The organism is Polymorphospora sp. NPDC050346 (genome assembly GCF_040655695.1).
GTDB classification, from domain to species: domain Bacteria; phylum Actinomycetota; class Actinomycetes; order Mycobacteriales; family Micromonosporaceae; genus Polymorphospora; species Polymorphospora lycopeni.
Genome location: NZ_JBFAKM010000006.1, coordinates 59,307 through 71,799, shown reverse-complemented (window position 1 = coordinate 71,799; position 12,493 = coordinate 59,307). Strand labels below are relative to the sequence as shown.

Sequence of the window (12,493 nt, the reverse complement as noted above, 5' to 3'; positions counted from 1 at the left end):
GCTCACCGTGCCAACTCCTGTCCACACCGCGGGGCTCACTCGCTGTGCTCGTTCTCTCCTCGTGCTCACCGTGCCGACCTTTGTTCACACTCCGGGGCTCACTCGCTACGCTCGCTCACTCCTCGTGCTCACCAACGCGGGGTGGTTGTGTCGCGGTCCGGATCACCGCCCAGCGCCGCGACCCCCAACCAGTCGGCGCACACGTCGGACGTCGCCGGGTGCAGCGAGCCGCACCTGGCGTCGCGGTAGAGACGTTCGAGCGGATGACCACGCCGCGTCGCCGAGGTGCCCGCCGCCTCCAGCATCGACGCCGCGACCTCGGCCGCCGTCGTGCCGGCCAGCAGCTTCGCCCGCCACACCCAGCGGTTGGTCTCCGCGTCGCCGGGCGCCGCGTCGACCCGGTTGGCCGCCTCGTCGACCACCAGCCGGGCTGCCGCGACCGCCGCGTCGGCCCGGCCGATCCGGGCCCGTACGGCCGGCAGCCCGCCCAGGCCTCGCGCGTTCACGTGCTCCACCGCCGCGTCGACCGCCGCCCGCGCCACCCCGACGTAGACCGCGGCGTAGCTGGCGATCAGCCAGTGCGGCATCAACTGGGCGATCACCAGGGCCAGCCCCTCCACGCCACCGAGCAGCGTGTCGGCCGGCACCCGCACGTCGAGATGCAGGTCGTGTGAGGAGGTCGCGCGCATGCCCAGCGAATCCCAGGTCGGCTCGACCTCGATCCCGGCCAGGGTCGCCGGCACCAGGAACTGCGACACCACGTCCGGATCGGCGGCGCTGCGGGCCGCGACCAGGTAGGCGTCGGCGTTGCCGGCACCGGAGCAGAACGTCTTCGCGCCCTTGATGTGGTAGCCGCCGTCGACCGGCTCGTAGACGGTGGCGAGCTGCGACAGGCGGGAGCCGGCCCGCCGCTCGCTCATCGCCACGCCGTACCAGGATCCGGCCGCCGCGGCGGCGAGCAGCCGGTCGCGGGCGGCCAGGGCCTCGTCGGGCACGCCCAGCGCCTCCGCGGTCTGCTCGTCGACCGCGCCGAGCGCCCCGGTCACCGAGGCGTGCATGTTGAAGACCAGGGCGGTGGCCCCGTTGCCGCGGGCCAGTTCGTAGGCGACCGCGGTGTATTCGGCGAAGCTCGCCCCCACTCCGCCCAGTTCGCCGGGGACCATGAGGCCGAAGAGCCCGGCCCGGCGCAGGTCGGCGAAGTCCTCGACCGGGAAGGTGCCGTCCCGGTCGTGTCCGGCCGCCCGGGCCGCCAGCCGCGGCGCCAATCGACGTGCGGCACCGATCGCATCCACCGCCATGCCTCCCCTTCCGCCCGCGGATCACGCTTCAGCTCTGCTTGACGCCACGCCCCTGGTAGAGGACCGCCGTGGACCAGGTGGGAACGATGCGGGGCGCCGGCCGGTCGACGGTCGACGCCGAACGTCCGGTAGCCGTCCGAACTACCCAGCCGGCGGTACGCCAGAACGTCGGCCGTACCCCGCGCACCCACAGTCGTACGCCGTGCCGGGCGCACAGCCGGGTCAGCTCGCGCGGGTCGACGAACAGGGCCGGGTCGTGGATGCCCCGGGGCACCCCCGGCACCAGTTCGGCCAGCCGTACGGCGAGCAGCCGGCTCAGCGCGGTCGCGTTGAGGGTGTCGAGGACCAGCAGGCCGCCCGGCCGCAGGATCCGGCAGATCCCGGCCACCGTGGCCGGCAGGTCCGGCACGTGTTCGAGCAGCTCGCCGGCGACCACCACGTCGGCGCAGCCGTCGGCCAGCGGCACCGCGGTCGCGTCACCGGCGACCGGGACGACGCCGTGACCGGCGGCCTGCACGAGGGCCGAGCGCACCAGGTCGACGCCGACGTGCCGGTAGCCCTTGCCGCGCAGGTGCGGGGCGAGCAGGCCGGCGCCGCAGCCGACGTCGACGAGCAGCGCGTCGGCGCGGGTGGCCGGCGGGACGAGCCGGGCCCGGGCCGCGGCCAGCCAGTGCAGCATGGCGAACGCGCCGTCCGGCTGCCACCACTGGTCCGCGAGGTCGTCGTACTGCCGGGGGTCGTTGGGCGGCAGGGCCCGCGGCCCGGCGCGGTCGTGTGCCGCGTCGACCGCCCCGGAGCTGTCCATGGGTCGAGCGTGGCACGACGGGCCGGTAACAACCAGACTTCCTCTATGTCGCGGACGGTGTTAGGGCTGATACGAGCGAGCCACCCCGAGCCGGCGGTGGCGGTGACCACGGTGTCCGCCCTGCTGGCGTGGGGGGTCGGTCACGGACCTTCCGGAATCGTCCGGGTCGCGGCGACGGTCCTGGCCAGCCAGCTCGCGGTCGGTTGGGTCAACGACCGGCTCGACGCCGACCGGGACGCGCTCGTCGGCCGCCCGGACAAGCCGCTGGTCACCGGCGCGGCCGGCCGGCGCGCGGTGGCGGTGGCGGGCCTGCTGGCGGCGATGGCCACCCCGCTGCTGGCCGCCACGACCACCTGGCCGGCCGCGGCCTGTGCCACGCTCGCCCTGGTGTCGGCCCTGCTCTACGACTGGCCGCTCAAGTCGACCCCGGTGTCGGTGCTGCCGTATGCGGTCTCGTTCGGCGCGCTGCCCGCGTTCGTGGTGCTGGCCCTGCCGGGGGCGCCGGCGCCCCCGGTGTGGCTGGTCGGGGCGGCCGCGCTGCTGGGCGCGGGGGCCCACTTCGCGAACGTACTGCCCGACCTCGACGACGACGGGCGGACCGGCGTACGTGGGCTCGCGCACCGGATCGGTGCGGCCTGGTCGCGGGGCGCCGCCGGAACGCTGCTGCTCGCGGCGACGGCGACGCTGGTGTTCGGCCCGCCGGGGCCGCCGTCGTGGGTCGGGCTCGCGGCGATCGTCGCCGCCGTCGTGGTGCTGCCCGCCGGTTGGTACGCGGCGCGCCGGGCGGCCCGGCGGGGGGGTCGCCAGGTCGCCGTTTTCCGGGCCGTCATGCTGATCGCGTTGATCGACGTCGTGCTGCTCGTCGTCGGCGGCCGGGACCTCTGACCCCGTCCGCCCGGGCCGGATCCGGCGAGGTGGCGGGCCGGATCGGGGTACGGACGGGCCGCCAACTAGTCTGGTGCGTGGTCTGTACGGGTGTGCCCACCACGCCCGGGCCGATCGGGCGCCGCCCGACGCGTCGACAGACCACGCCCCGATGTGCCGGCCGGTTCCGTGACCGGGCGGGATCGCGACGAGGAGGACCGACGTGACGCGCTCGATCAGTGGGACCCGCCACCGGGCGGCTCTGCTGGGCGGGGTGGCTCTCGCCACCGCACTGCTGGTGTCGGGTTGCGGCGCGGGCCAGATCGCCGAAACCGCGGCGAAGGCGCCGTCGGTGCCCGGCGTCAACGTCCAGTCCACCGACGGTTCCGTCCTGATCCGGAACCTGCACGTCCTCTACCAGGGCCCCGAGGGCTACCCGGCCGGTGGCGACGCGCCGCTGGCGCTCAGCCTCTACAACCAGTCCGACCAGCCGGTGATGGTCCGGATCACCCCGGCCGCCCCCTCGGGCACGGACAACCAGGCGACGGTCGTCTCGGGCAGCTCGGTCGTGTTCACCGACCTGACGACTCCCGCGCCGCCGCCGGTCTCGCCGTCGGCGCCCGCGTCCCCGTCTGCGCCCGCCTCGCCGTCGGTGCCGGCCTCCACCGACACCGCCTCCCCGTCGGCCCCCGCCTCGCCGTCCGCTCCGGCTTCTCCGACCACGCCGCCGGCCCCGGCGACCCGGCCGGCCGTGATCGAGATTCCGGCGCTGGGCTCCGTCGTCATCTCCGGGACCGGCGACGAACTCCTCCAGGTCGAGGGCCTGACCACGGCGCTCACCCCGGGCAAGTCGGTCAGCCTGACGTTCGAGTTCAGCAACGGGGCGCCGCCGCTGGTCACGTCCGCGCCGACCGGGGTGCCGCTGTCGCCGGCCCCGCGCGCGACCTCGGTGACCGGCGACGAAGGACACTGACCCCCCACACCGGCAACCCGGGCGGGCCACCACCTCCTCACGGCGGTTGGTGCCCGCCCGCGTCGTACCCGCTGTCTAGAGTCGTGGCGTGACCTCCCGACCCGCGTCGCGGCCCCGGGCCGCAGCCCGTGACCCGCGTCCCGCATACGAGTGCGACGCCTGCGGCCACCAGCCACCGAAATGGGTCGGCCGCTGCCCCGAGTGCGGTGAGTGGGGCTCGGTGGTCGAGTCCACCGTCACCGGCCCGCTGGTCTCCGGGCGGGTGGTCACCTCCCGCCTGCCCGCGGAGCCGGCCCGGCCGATCGCCACGATCAGTGCCGCGCCGGCGAAGGCCCGTCCGACCGGCGTGACCGAACTCGACCGGGTGCTCGGTGGTGGCCTGGTGCCCGGCGCGGTGGTCCTGCTGGCCGGCGAACCAGGGGTGGGCAAGTCGACGCTGCTGCTCGACGTGGCCCAGCAGTGGGCGGCCGGAGCGGGCAGCCCCTCGCTGGTGGTCAGCGGCGAGGAGTCGGTGAGCCAGATCCGGCTGCGCGCCGAACGGATGGGCACCCTGCACGAGCGTCTCTACCTGGCCGCCGAGAGCGACCTCGGGGCGGTCATCGGGCACCTCGACGCGGTCAAGCCCGGCCTGCTGGTGCTCGACTCGGTGCAGACCATCTCCACCCCGGGCACCGAGGGGGTGCCGGGCGGGGTGACCCAGGTGCGGGCGGTGACCGCCGCCCTGGTCGCCATCGCCAAGGAGCGCGGGGTGGCGACCGTCCTGGTCGGCCACGTCACGAAGGACGGGCAGGTCGCCGGTCCCCGGGTGCTGGAGCACCTGGTCGACGTGGTGCTCCACTTCGAGGGCGACAAGCACTCGTCGCTGCGGATGGTCCGCGGCGTCAAGAACCGGTTCGGGGCCGCCGACGAGGTCGGCTGCTTCGAGATGCACGAGGGCGGCATCAGCAGCCTGCCCGACCCGTCCGGCCTGTTCCTGACCCGCTACTCCGAGGCCGTGCCGGGCACCTGTGTCACGGTGGCGATGGAGGGCCGGCGGGCCCTGGTGACCGAGGTGCAGGCGCTGATCGGCGCCACCGTGGCCGGTTCGCCGCGGCGGACCGTGTCCGGCCTGGACAGCGCCCGGCTGGCGATGGTGCTGGCCGTGCTGCAGCGGCGCACCGAACGGCTCACGCTGCACGACCGGGAGGTCTTCGCGGCCACCGTCGGCGGGATCCGGGTGGTGGAGCCGGCGGCGGACCTGGCGGTCGCGCTGGCCGTGGCCTCCGGCGGCCTCAACCTCGCGATCGCGCCGAATCTCGTCGCGATCGGCGAGGTGGGGCTCACCGGCGAGGTACGCCGGGTCGGCGCGGTTCCCCGCCGGCTGGCGGAGGCGGCCCGGCTCGGCTTCCGGTTCGCCATCGTGCCCAACGGCTGCGGGCCGGAGTCGACGGGAGTGAAATCCGACACGATCCGGGTGGTGGAGGTCGCCGACGTACGGGCGGCTCTCCAGTGGGCGGCCCGGGCCTCGGCCGAGTAGCCGGACCGGTAGACGGCGGCCGCCATCTGCCCGCGCGTCGACGGGTGTCGGCGGGACCGGCCGCCCACGTGGATGACGTCCGGTTTCGAGTTGATTGTCGTCGCCCGGCCGCGCCGGCGCCGAGTCGACCGGCGCCGGCACCGCCACGACGCACAGTGGGAGGTCACGGCAGCGCGACCGAGCCAACCGCGACCGCAGCGGGCGGGTGACGATCCGTAGACTGTCCAGGTGCCGATCGACCGCGATGCGAACAAAACCGCTGGCGTCAGCCCTCCGGGGCGCGCCGGCGTCGTCGGTTCGCCCGTCCGCGTGAGTGCCAGTTCCTCCGCGCTCGCCGGCTCCGGGGCGACCGGCGACCCGTTGCGCGCCAACCTGGCGCTGATGGCACCGGGCACCGCGCTGCGCGACGGGCTGGAGCGGATCCTGCGTGGCCGCACCGGGGCGCTGATCGTGCTCGGCTACGACAAGGTCGTGGAGGGGCTGTGCACCGGCGGCTTCCCGCTCGACGTCGAGTTCTCCGCGACCCGCGTACGTGAGCTGTGCAAGATGGACGGCGCGGTGGTGCTTTCCAGCGACGGCACCCGGATCGTCCGGGCCGCCGTCCACCTGATGCCCGACCCGACCATCCCCACCGAGGAGTCCGGCACGCGGCACCGCAGCGCGGAGCGGGTCGCCCGGCAGACCGGCTATCCCGTGATCTCGGTGAGCCAGTCGATGCGGATCATCAGCCTCTACGTCAACGGGCAGCGTCACGTGCTCGACGACTCGGCCGCCATCCTGTCGCGCGCCAACCAGGCGCTGGCCACCCTCGAACGCTACAAACTGCGGCTCGACGAGGTCTCCGGCACCCTGTCCGCGCTGGAGATCGAAGACCTGGTGACCGTACGTGACGCGGTGGCCGTCGTGCAGCGGCTGGAGATGGTGCGCCGGATCGCCGACGAGATCGCCGGCTACGTCGTCGAACTGGGCACCGACGGGCGGCTGCTGGCGCTGCAACTCGACGAGTTGATGGCCGGCGTCGACTCCGACCGCACCCTGGTGATCCGCGACTACCTGCCGGTCGGGCGCAAGGCCCGGACCCTGGACGAGGCGCTGGTCGAACTCGACCTGCTGACCGCGACCGAGCTGATCGACCTGGTGGCGGTGGCGAAGGCGATCGGCTACCCGGGTGCGTCCGACGCGCTCGACGCGGCGGTGAGCCCGCGCGGCTTCCGGCTGCTGGCGAAGGTGCCCCGGCTGCCCGGCACGGTCGTCGACCGGCTGGTCAACCACTTCGGCAGCCTGCAGCGGCTGCTCGGCGCGACGGTCGAGGATCTCCAGGCGGTCGACGGGGTCGGCGACGCGCGGGCCCGGGGCGTACGGGAGGGACTTTCCCGGCTCGCCGAGGCATCCATCCTGGAGCGGTACGTCTGACCTGGCCGGTCACCTTGGTGGAAGGTTCGACCGGGCCGGTCACTTGCGGGACAGATCCGAACTGGCCGGTCAGTTGGTGACGGTGAACTTCACCGGCTCGCTGAGCTTCTGGTCCAGTCGCCCGATGATCTGGTATTCGCCGGGCTTGGGGGGATCGCCACCGGCCAGATTGCCGTTGCACGTGCTGGTGGTCCTGCCGTTCCAGCCGACCCGGAACTCCATCTCGTGGTTCGGGATGAACGACTGGACGTCGTTGCCACGGGCGGCGCCACACGTGTCCGACGACCACACCTTCTCGGCGCCCTGCTTGATGTAGATCTCCTGCATGTCGGCGCCGACGTCCCGCGTGCACGTACGGGTGGAAATGTTCTTGATCTTCAGCCGGATGTCGATGGTGACGCCCGGCTGGGCGGAGGCCCGCGCCGGCACCGGAATCAGCGACATCTCCGCGTCGGTGCAGGTGTCGCCCGTCGGCGGGTTCTGCGGTGCGGGGTTCTGCGGCACCTGCTCCGAAGGAGCGGCCGAAGTCGGGGCGGCGGTGGGCGACGGAAGGACGGGCGCCTCGCCGGTCGGCGGCGCGCCGGTCTCCGGCGTCAGCAGCGTCGCCGTCGCCTCGGGGGTCGGCGTGGCGTCGTTGCCGACCGTTGAGGTGTTCGGATCGTCACCGCCGCTGCACGAGTAGAGCAGCACGATCACCGGCAGCAGGATGGCGACGAGCACGATGGCCCGTCGCCGCCAGTAGACGGCGGACGGCAGTGGGCCGACCGTCAATCGCATGATGCCCTCACCGTATCGGGATGGGATGTGGTGGCTCGGACGACGCGCCGGAGGGGACCCACGCACACCTCCGCCGCCCACGGCACCGTCAGAGATAGACCTTCCGTTGGTAGATCGCGTGGGCGCCAGCGACGCGGTCGAGGAACAGCAGACCGGCACAATGGTCGATCTCGTGTTGCAGCGCGCGCGCTTCGAAACCGTCCGTCGCCAAGCGTACCGGTTGTCCGGTTCCGGGCAGCACGCCCTCGACCGTGACCCGGCTGGCCCGTTTCACGTCACCGGTAAGGTCCGGCACCGACATGCAGCCCTCACGGCCGAGCCGCCAGCGGCTGGCCTCGACCAGCTTGGCGTTGCACAGCACGAAGGTGCCGTGCAAGGTGACCGACTTCGGGTGGCCGGTCACGTCGACCGCGAACATCTGCGCGGCGACCCCGACCTGCGGGGCGGCCAGACCGACGCAACCGGGCGCCGACCGCATCGTCGCGACCAGGTCGGCGGCCAACCGGACGACCTCGTCGGACAGCGGGTCGACCTCCGGCCCACCGCCGCTGAGCACCTGCGCCGGCGCCGTCACGACCGGAAGTATCCGGCCTGGCCCGCCCAGCGCGTCGAGGGTCCACCCACCCAGCGCCCCGGTCACAGCAGATCGGATCCCGCCGGGCGCAGGGTGACCCCGACCTCCAGCGCGGTCGCCACCTCGGTCAGCCGCGCGGACACCTCGGCCGCGCTCCCCGCCGGCAGGTCGACCTCGGCGACCAGCACGTAGAGCGGGCCGGCCAGCCGGGTCGTCAGGTCGGTGACGTTGCCGCCCGCCTCGGCCAGCACCCGGGTCACCGCGGCGACGATGCCGAGCCGGTCGGCGCCGTGCACGCTGACGACGTACGGCTCGCCGGCCGGGGTCTGCGGGCCGTCCGGCCGGACCTCGCGTACGGTCGACACGAGCTGGCCGTCCGCGCTCAGCGGGGCCAGCGCGGTCTCGACCTCGGCCACCCCCGGCCCGGAACAGACCAGGGTCATCGCGAAGTGGCCACGGAGCCTGGTCATGGTCGAATCCGTCAGGTTGGCGCCGAGGCCCGCGAGAAGTTCGGCCACGTCGGCGACGATGCCCGGCCGGTCCGGGCCGATCACGGTGATCGCGAGCTCGCTCATCCGGGCAGTCTGCCTGATCGGGGCCGTCCGATGTCGCCGCCGTCGACGCGCCGCCCACGTTACGGGACGGGCGGCGGCCGACTGGGTGCCCGCCCGCCCCGGGCTCCGCCGGCCGGCGTGCGAGGATCGGCGGCGAGATGGCGGAGAAGGAACTGGCTGCGACGGCGATCCGGTGGTTCGACGAGAACGCGCGCGACCTGCCGTGGCGCGAACCGGATGTCGGCGCCTGGGCGATCCTGGTCAGCGAGGTCATGCTCCAGCAGACCCCCGTCGTACGGGTGCTGCCGGCGTGGCGGGCCTGGCTGGCCCGGTGGCCGGTGCCGGCGGCACTGGCGGCGGACCCGCCGGCCGAGGCGATCCGGATGTGGGGACGGCTCGGCTATCCCCGCCGCGCGTTGCGGCTGCGCGAGTGCGCCGTGGCGATCGTCGAGCGGCACGGCGGGCAGGTGCCGACCCAACTCGACGAACTGCTCGCCCTGCCCGGTGTGGGCACGTACACGGCGCGGGCGGTGGCCGCCTTCGCGTACGGGCAGCGGCATCCGGTCGTCGACACCAACGTACGGCGGCTGGTGGCCCGGGCGGTCGCCGGGGAGCCCGACGCCGGTCCGGCGACCCGGCCGGCGGATCTCGTCGCGACCGCCGAACTGTTGCCGGTGGAGCCGGCCCGGGCGGCGCGGGCGAGTGCCGCGTTCATGGAACTGGGGGCGCTGGTGTGCGTGGCCCGGGCACCCCGATGCGTCGACTGCCCGCTGGCTTCGATGTGCGCGTGGCGGGCGTCGGGGCGTACGGCCCCGGTGGGGCCGACCCGCCGCCCGCAGCGGTACGCCGGCACGGACCGCCAGGTGCGCGGGATGCTGCTGGCGGTGTTGCGGGAAACGACGGGGCCGGTGCACCGGGACCGTCTCGACCTGGTGTGGGACGACGACGCGCAGCGGGCCCGGGCGCTGGCCGGCCTGGTCGACGACGGTCTGGTCGAGCCGGTCGGCGAGGCGTACGTCCTCGCCGGCGACCGTCACCTCGCCGATCGCCGCATTCCCGGGCCTCGGCTGGCGGCCGGTCCGGAAGCCGGCGTCGATCCGGTCTGAGACACGGAAAAGCCGGGCCGGAGTGGGAACTCCGACCCGGCTATTCTGCCGTTGTTACTCGGTCGTCTCGGCCGTCTTGGTCAGGTTGGCCGGAACGGCGTCCGGGACCTCGACCGGCTTGTCGGCGCCGCGGAACACGAGCTTGGACTTGTCGATGTCCTCCGGGTCGCCTTCGCAGTCGATGACGACGATCTGGCCCGGCTTCAACTCGTTGAACAGGATCCGCTCGGACAGGTTGTCCTCGATGTCACGCTGGATCGTCCGACGCAACGGACGCGCACCCAACACAGGGTCGAACCCCTTCTTCGCCAGATACCGCTTGGCGTCGTCGGTCAACTCCATACTCATGTCCTTGTTCCGCAACTGCGTCTCGATCCGACCGATCATGATGTCCACAATCGAAAGGATCTCCGTCTGCCGCAACTGATGGAACACGATCGTGTCATCGATCCGGTTCAGGAACTCCGGCCGGAAATGCTGCTTCAACTCATCGTTGACCTTCGTCTTCATCCGCTCGTAGTTCGACTCCGAGTCCTCAGAAGCCTGGAAACCAAGAGACACAGCCTTCGCCACATCCCGCGTACCCAGGTTCGTCGTCAGGATGATCACCGTGTTCTTGAAGTCCACGATCCGACCCTGACCATCGGTCAACCGACCATCCTCCAGGATCTGCAACAACGTGTTGAACACATCCGGATGAGCCTTCTCGATCTCATCGAACAACACCACCGAGAACGGCCGACGACGGACCTTCTCCGTCAACTGCCCACCCTCGTCATAGCCGACATACCCGGGAGGCGCACCCACCAGCCGCGACACCGTGTACCGGTCATGGAACTCACTCATGTCCAACTGGATGAGCGCGTCCTCACTACCGAACAGGAACTCCGCCAAAGCCTTCGACAGCTCCGTCTTACCAACCCCGGACGGGCCGGCGAAGATGAACGAACCCGAAGGACGCTTCGGGTCCTTCAACCCGGCACGGGTACGACGGATCGCCTTCGAGACCGCCTTGACCGCGTCCTCCTGACCGATGACCCGCTTGTGCAGCTCGGCCTCCATACGCAGCAGCCGGGAAGTCTCCTCCTCGGTCAGCTTGTACACCGGAATACCGGTCCAGTTCGCCAGAACCTCGGCGATCTGCTCGTCGTCGACCTCGGACACCACGTCCAGGTCCCCGGCCTTCCACTCCTTCTCCCGCTGCGCCTTCTGACCCAGCAGCTGCTTCTCCTTGTCCCGCAACTGCGCCGCCCGCTCGAAGTCCTGCGCGTCGATCGCGGACTCCTTGTCCCGACGCACCTGCGCGATCCGCTCGTCGAAGTCCCGCAGATCCGGCGGCGCCGTCATCCGACGGATCCGCATCCGCGCACCCGCCTCGTCGATCAGGTCGATCGCCTTGTCCGGCAGGAACCGATCCGAGATGTACCGGTCCGCCAGGGTCGCCGCGGCCACCAGCGCCGCGTCGGTGATCGTCACCCGGTGATGCGCCTCGTAACGGTCCCGCAAACCCTTGAGAATCTCGATCGTGTGCGCCAGCGACGGCTCACCCACCTGGATCGGCTGGAACCGCCGCTCCAACGCCGCGTCCTTCTCCACGTACTTGCGGTACTCGTCCAGCGTCGTCGCACCAATGGTCTGCAACTCGCCACGGGCCAGCATCGGCTTCAGAATGGACGCCGCGTCGATCGCACCCTCGGCCGCACCCGCACCGACCAACGTGTGGATCTCGTCGATGAACAGGATGATGTCACCACGGGTACGGATCTCCTTGAGCACCTTCTTCAAGCGCTCCTCGAAATCACCCCGATACCGCGAACCCGCGACCAGAGCACCCAGATCAAGCGTGTAGAGCTGCTTGTCCTTCAGCGTCTCCGGCACCTCACCCTTGATGATCTTCTGGGCCAGGCCCTCGACCACCGCGGTCTTGCCGACGCCGGGCTCACCGATCAGCACCGGGTTGTTCTTGGTGCGGCGGGACAGCACCTGCATGACCCGCTCGATTTCCTTCTCGCGCTCGATGACCGGGTCGAGCTTGCCCTCCCGGGCGGCCTGGGTCAGGTTACGACCGAACTGGTCGAGCACGAGGCTGGTCGACGGGGCGGCCTCGCCGGTGGTGGCGCCGGCCGCGGCGGGCTCCTTGCCGCCCTGGTAACCGGACAGGAGCTGGATCACCTGCTGGCGGACCCGGTTGAGGTCGGCGCCGAGCTTGACCAGCACCTGGGCGGCGACGCCCTCACCCTCACGGATCAGCCCGAGCAGGATGTGCTCCGTGCCGATGTAGTTGTGCCCGAGCTGCAACGCTTCGCGCAGCGACAGCTCCAGGACCTTCTTCGCCCGCGGCGTGAACGGGATGTGCCCGCTCGGCGCCTGCTGGCCTTGGCCGATGATCTCCTCGACCTGCTGGCGAACGCCCTCCAGGGAGATACCGAGACTCTCCAGGGCCTTCGCAGCCACGCCCTCACCCTCGTGGATGAGGCCGAGCAGGATGTGCTCCGTGCCGATGTAGTTGTGGTTGAGCATCCGGGCTTCTTCCTGAGCCAGGACGACAACCCGTCGCGCTCGGTCGGTGAACCGCTCGAACATGCCCTCGTGCTCCTCACGTGCCGTGCGCCA

Annotated in this window: 11 protein-coding genes; 5 read left to right on the top strand and 6 right to left on the bottom strand. The window is 72.1% G+C overall.

Annotated elements, in window-relative coordinates; translation table 11 throughout:
* Positions 1-128: 128 nt before the first annotated feature.
* Both AB0I42_RS08355 and AB0I42_RS08350 read right to left on the bottom strand, forming a co-directional pair.
* Positions 129-1,298 carry an acyl-CoA dehydrogenase family protein gene (locus tag AB0I42_RS08355; RefSeq protein ID WP_357535363.1) on the bottom strand — a complete coding sequence of 390 codons (1,170 nt, stop codon included), beginning with the start codon at positions 1,296-1,298 and terminating at the stop codon, positions 129-131.
* 28 nt (positions 1,299-1,326) lie between these two features.
* Positions 1,327-2,103, bottom strand: a complete 777-nt coding sequence (locus AB0I42_RS08350; protein WP_357535361.1) for a methyltransferase domain-containing protein — start codon at positions 2,101-2,103, stop codon at positions 1,327-1,329.
* Between the two features lie 45 nt (positions 2,104-2,148).
* Here AB0I42_RS08350 and AB0I42_RS08345 point away from each other — a divergent pair, with 45 nt between their 5' ends.
* The 4 genes from AB0I42_RS08345 (at position 2,149) to disA (ending at position 6,869) form a co-directional block, all read left to right on the top strand.
* Positions 2,149-2,988: a UbiA family prenyltransferase gene (locus AB0I42_RS08345; RefSeq protein WP_357535359.1), complete on the top strand. Its 840-nt coding sequence runs from the start codon at positions 2,149-2,151 to the stop codon at positions 2,986-2,988.
* Positions 2,989-3,190: 202 nt separating this feature from the next.
* Positions 3,191-3,940 carry a hypothetical protein gene (locus AB0I42_RS08340; protein WP_357535357.1) on the top strand — a complete coding sequence of 250 codons (750 nt, stop codon included), beginning with the start codon at positions 3,191-3,193 and terminating at the stop codon, positions 3,938-3,940.
* A gap of 88 nt (positions 3,941-4,028) precedes the next feature.
* Positions 4,029-5,456 carry a DNA repair protein RadA gene (gene radA, locus AB0I42_RS08335; RefSeq protein WP_357535355.1) on the top strand — a complete coding sequence of 476 codons (1,428 nt, stop codon included), beginning with the start codon at positions 4,029-4,031 and terminating at the stop codon, positions 5,454-5,456.
* 228 nt (positions 5,457-5,684) lie between these two features.
* On the top strand, positions 5,685-6,869 hold the full coding sequence (gene disA / locus AB0I42_RS08330; protein WP_357535353.1) for a DNA integrity scanning diadenylate cyclase DisA: 1,185 nt from the start codon (positions 5,685-5,687) through the stop codon (positions 6,867-6,869).
* Positions 6,870-6,938: 69 nt separating this feature from the next.
* On the opposite strand, the gene AB0I42_RS08325 is transcribed toward disA, so the two are convergent.
* From AB0I42_RS08325 to AB0I42_RS08315, 3 genes are all read right to left on the bottom strand, one after another.
* Positions 6,939-7,646, bottom strand: coding sequence for a hypothetical protein (locus tag AB0I42_RS08325; protein WP_357535351.1), 708 nt, complete (start codon positions 7,644-7,646; stop codon positions 6,939-6,941).
* 88 nt (positions 7,647-7,734) lie between these two features.
* Positions 7,735-8,298, bottom strand: a complete 564-nt coding sequence (locus AB0I42_RS08320) for a peptide deformylase (RefSeq protein WP_357535666.1) — start codon at positions 8,296-8,298, stop codon at positions 7,735-7,737.
* Positions 8,283-8,795: an ACT domain-containing protein gene (locus AB0I42_RS08315; RefSeq protein ID WP_357535349.1), complete on the bottom strand. Its 513-nt coding sequence runs from the start codon at positions 8,793-8,795 to the stop codon at positions 8,283-8,285. Before AB0I42_RS08315 ends, AB0I42_RS08320 begins: the two co-directional genes overlap by 16 nt.
* 137 nt (positions 8,796-8,932) lie before the next feature.
* On the opposite strand from AB0I42_RS08315, the gene AB0I42_RS08310 reads away from it, so the two are divergent.
* Complete coding sequence (locus AB0I42_RS08310) at positions 8,933-9,880, top strand: A/G-specific adenine glycosylase (RefSeq protein ID WP_357535347.1); 948 nt, start codon at positions 8,933-8,935, stop codon at positions 9,878-9,880.
* Positions 9,881-9,934: 54 nt separating this feature from the next.
* Here the strand turns inward: AB0I42_RS08310 and AB0I42_RS08305 are convergent, their stop codons facing one another.
* A complete protein-coding gene (locus AB0I42_RS08305; protein WP_357535345.1) occupies positions 9,935-12,463 on the bottom strand; it encodes an ATP-dependent Clp protease ATP-binding subunit in 2,529 nt (842 codons plus the stop codon).
* Positions 12,464-12,493: the final 30 nt, after the last annotated feature.

What these genes read in the sequence shown, in the direction of transcription:
- AB0I42_RS08355 (WP_357535363.1), bottom strand. Translation starts at nt 1,298, where the DNA reads ATGGCGGTGGATGCGATCGGTGCCGCACGTCGATTGGCGCCGCGGCTG.
- AB0I42_RS08350 (WP_357535361.1), bottom strand. Translation starts at nt 2,103, where the DNA reads ATGGACAGCTCCGGGGCGGTCGACGCGGCACACGACCGCGCCGGGCCG.
- AB0I42_RS08345 (WP_357535359.1), top strand. Translation starts at nt 2,149, where the DNA reads ATGTCGCGGACGGTGTTAGGGCTGATACGAGCGAGCCACCCCGAGCCG.
- AB0I42_RS08325 (WP_357535351.1), bottom strand. Translation starts at nt 7,646, where the DNA reads ATGCGATTGACGGTCGGCCCACTGCCGTCCGCCGTCTACTGGCGGCGA.
- AB0I42_RS08315 (WP_357535349.1), bottom strand. Translation starts at nt 8,795, where the DNA reads ATGAGCGAGCTCGCGATCACCGTGATCGGCCCGGACCGGCCGGGCATC.
- AB0I42_RS08310 (WP_357535347.1), top strand. Translation starts at nt 8,933, where the DNA reads ATGGCGGAGAAGGAACTGGCTGCGACGGCGATCCGGTGGTTCGACGAG.
- AB0I42_RS08305 (WP_357535345.1), bottom strand. Translation starts at nt 12,463, where the DNA reads ATGTTCGAGCGGTTCACCGACCGAGCGCGACGGGTTGTCGTCCTGGCT.